This is a genomic window from Syntrophorhabdus sp., assembly GCA_012719415.1.
In the GTDB taxonomy this organism is placed as follows: Bacteria; Desulfobacterota; Syntrophorhabdia; order Syntrophorhabdales; family Syntrophorhabdaceae; genus Delta-02.
The window spans coordinates 1-2,774 of the sequence record JAAYAK010000087.1 but is presented as its reverse complement, the minus strand read 5'-3'; the positions used below and the strand labels follow the sequence as shown (position 1 = coordinate 2,774).

The following is a 2,774-nucleotide window of genomic DNA, read 5'->3' as shown; positions in this document are numbered from 1 at the left end:
TCCCCGTTTCCGTCACATGCGCCTCGTCCACCTCGACGATGGTGTCGTTGTTGAAATACACCTCCACACCCACATCGAGCTTCTTTATCCGCCTGATATTGTCCCGCACCATCCGGTACGGGGCGTTTATCACGATCATCATCTGTTCATCTCCCTCCTGATCTCAGATATCACGTCCTTCAGGGCGCGGCAGACAACGTCGATCTCCTCCACCTTCATGTTCGTATGAAAAGGCAGGGCGACTATGGATTGCCCGGCCGCCTCCGCATGGGGAAATGTCCCCGGTCCGTAGCCGAACTGCCGCCTGTAGAATGACTGGAGATGAATGGGGGAAAAATAAGGCCGTGTCGGGATCCCCCTTCCTTCCATGAGGGTGATCACCCTGTCCCGCGAGATCCCCGCGCCGAGGCGTACCACGTAGACGAACCAGCTCATGCGGGTGGTCGTCGGCGCTATCTGAAGCGGGCTCGCCTCCCCGATGTCGGAGAGAGCCCTGGTGTAAGCATTCGCCACGTCATCCCTCTTCTTCAACATATCGTCGAGCCTGCGGAGCTGGACAACACCGACGGCGGCATTCAGCTCCGACATGCGGTAATTATACCCGAGCCGGGAGTGGTTCAGCCACCCGTCAAACTTGTCCCTCCCCTGGTTGCGCAGGCTCTGAAAAAGATGCGCCCACTCCTCGTCGTTCGTGACGAGCGCGGCACCTTCGCCCGTCGTCATCTGCTTGTTGGGGTAGAAGGCAAAGGTCCCCGCTCTCCCGATGGCACCCACGGGCCGTCCCTTGTAGGCGGCGCCGATGGCCTCACAGGCGTCTTCGATGACAACGAGGTTGTGTCTCTCGGCAACGGCCATGACGGGGTCCATGTCGACGGGCTGGCCGAAGACATGGACGACAACTATCGCCTTCGTCCTCTCCGTGATGGCCTCCTCCAGCTTCGCCGGGTCGAGGTTCAGCGTCACCGGGTCGATATCGACAAAAACGGGAATCGCCTTCTCGAAGAGGATGCAGTTCGCCGAGGCGATGAAGCTGAACGGCGACGTGATGACCTCGTCCCCGGGACCCACACCCGCGGCGATCATGCACAGGTGAAGCGCGCTCGTCCCGTTCGTGACGGCGACGGCATATCTCGCCTCAGCCACATCCGCGATAAGCCTTTCGAATTCCACAGTCCTCGCGCCTATGCTGAGGTTCCTCGATTGCATGACGCGCACCACTTCCTCTATCTCCTGGGCCGTTATGTCGGGCATGGACATGGGAAGTTTCAGGGTTGACCGCGCTACCTCCGGCGCCGTCTCCAGAAGGTCCCTCAGAGAGGGTATCGTCCTGAAGGGGACCGGTATCTCGTGGCACAGGGCCTCGATATTCATGATCGTCTGCTGGGGGGCGCCGGGTATCGCTATTATCACCTCGTCGATCCCCAGATCCTTCACGAAGTCCCCCAGGCGTATCGTCGGGCCGTGAACAGGAAGGCCCCGGAGCTTTCTGCCTATCTTCAACGGGTCATCGTCAAGGAACGCGGCGACAGCGAGCCCCAGGTGAGGGTTTTCCCGGATCTCCATGCAGGCGCGCACCCCGGCACCACCGGCCCCGACAATGAGCACCTTCCGGCCGGGAACGAGACCCGTTCTCTTCCAGTTGACGTCCCCTTCGTAGCGCTCGGCGCCCCTCAGGAAGAAGCGGAATATGAGAACGAGGGCAAGGTTAATGAACCCTTCCGTCACAACCGCGGCAGGGGTGAACGTGGAGCCCCATAAAGGTCTGAGGACGTACCCGGCCAAAAGGAGCAGAACGACGGTCCCGCCCGCGACCCCTCTGAAGAGGGCGACAAAATCGGAGCGCGTGGAGTACCGCCACAACCTGCCGTACACACCGGCAACGGCAAGGCTTACGGGCCTCAGGACGACGGCTGCCACGAAAAAGGGGACGAGGAGCGTGAGGTCCGTCCGGCCGACACCGAGCGCGGCGGCAAGGACCACGGAGACACATGTCACAAGAGCATCGCCGAGAACTACCGGCCAGTAACGTACCTTCATAGGTCGAATTTCACCTGCGGACGAAAGATCCAATTAGTTAGCTGTCACAGGTAAGATAAACCAAATTCTCCATAAATACCACAGAAAAGACGGCATACGGGTCTATCGTCACGACAAAGACCCGTATGCTCGTTACCCCTTTCCATCCTGGCGATGAGCGGTCAGGGTACCCTTCGTCCCTGTGCTTCGCCGTACCGCCCCGCGTCTTAACCGTCCCACACCTCTCCCGCGGACCGACCCTTCGCCGTACTATCCACACAGTAAAAGAGCGACACCGCTTCGAGGCGCGGCGCGGCCCCTCCCGGGCGTCCTTAATGTCCCCATGAAACGTCCGATAAAGATTCCACGATGAGGCCGCCGGGGATGCGTTACCGCGACGGACGGCCAGGAAACGAGAGGTACCATATGAAAACAACAGTCATTGCGGTTATCATCGCGATCTTATCGTTCACGGGATGCACCACCTGCAGGGTCACCTCGGTGGAGGATGCCGAAAGGTTCGCACAGAACGGCTATCAGACGCGTGTCGCCGTCTACAAGCTCGGCATCGACGGCCTTCTCACCGGGGGCTTCCTCTGGACCCACCACGCCCAGGCCCAGGTCCTTGTCGAGAACGAATGGAAATGGGTGGAAGGCACGGAACTTTTCAGCTCCCCCACCTTCACCATAGCCGACAACGAGATACACTACTGGAGAGCCACAGACTACGCCAGCTTCCTCAAGAAAATGGGGAAGTA

The 2,774-nt window shown here is 59.9% G+C and carries 3 protein-coding genes; 1 reads left to right on the top strand and 2 read right to left on the bottom strand.

Features of this window, described 5'->3' with window-relative positions:
- Nucleotides 1–142 (bottom strand): hypothetical protein (locus GXX82_05485; GenBank protein NLT22479.1); only part of this gene is annotated, 142 nt, incomplete at its 3' end.
- Nucleotides 139–2,037, bottom strand: a complete 1,899-nt coding sequence (locus tag GXX82_05480; protein ID NLT22478.1) for a hypothetical protein — start codon at nucleotides 2,035–2,037, stop codon at nucleotides 139–141. The genes GXX82_05485 and GXX82_05480, both read right to left, overlap by 4 nt.
- A gap of 405 nt (nucleotides 2,038–2,442) precedes the next feature.
- Here GXX82_05480 and GXX82_05475 point away from each other — a divergent pair.
- Nucleotides 2,443–2,774 (top strand): hypothetical protein (locus GXX82_05475; protein NLT22477.1); only part of this gene is annotated, 332 nt, incomplete at its 3' end.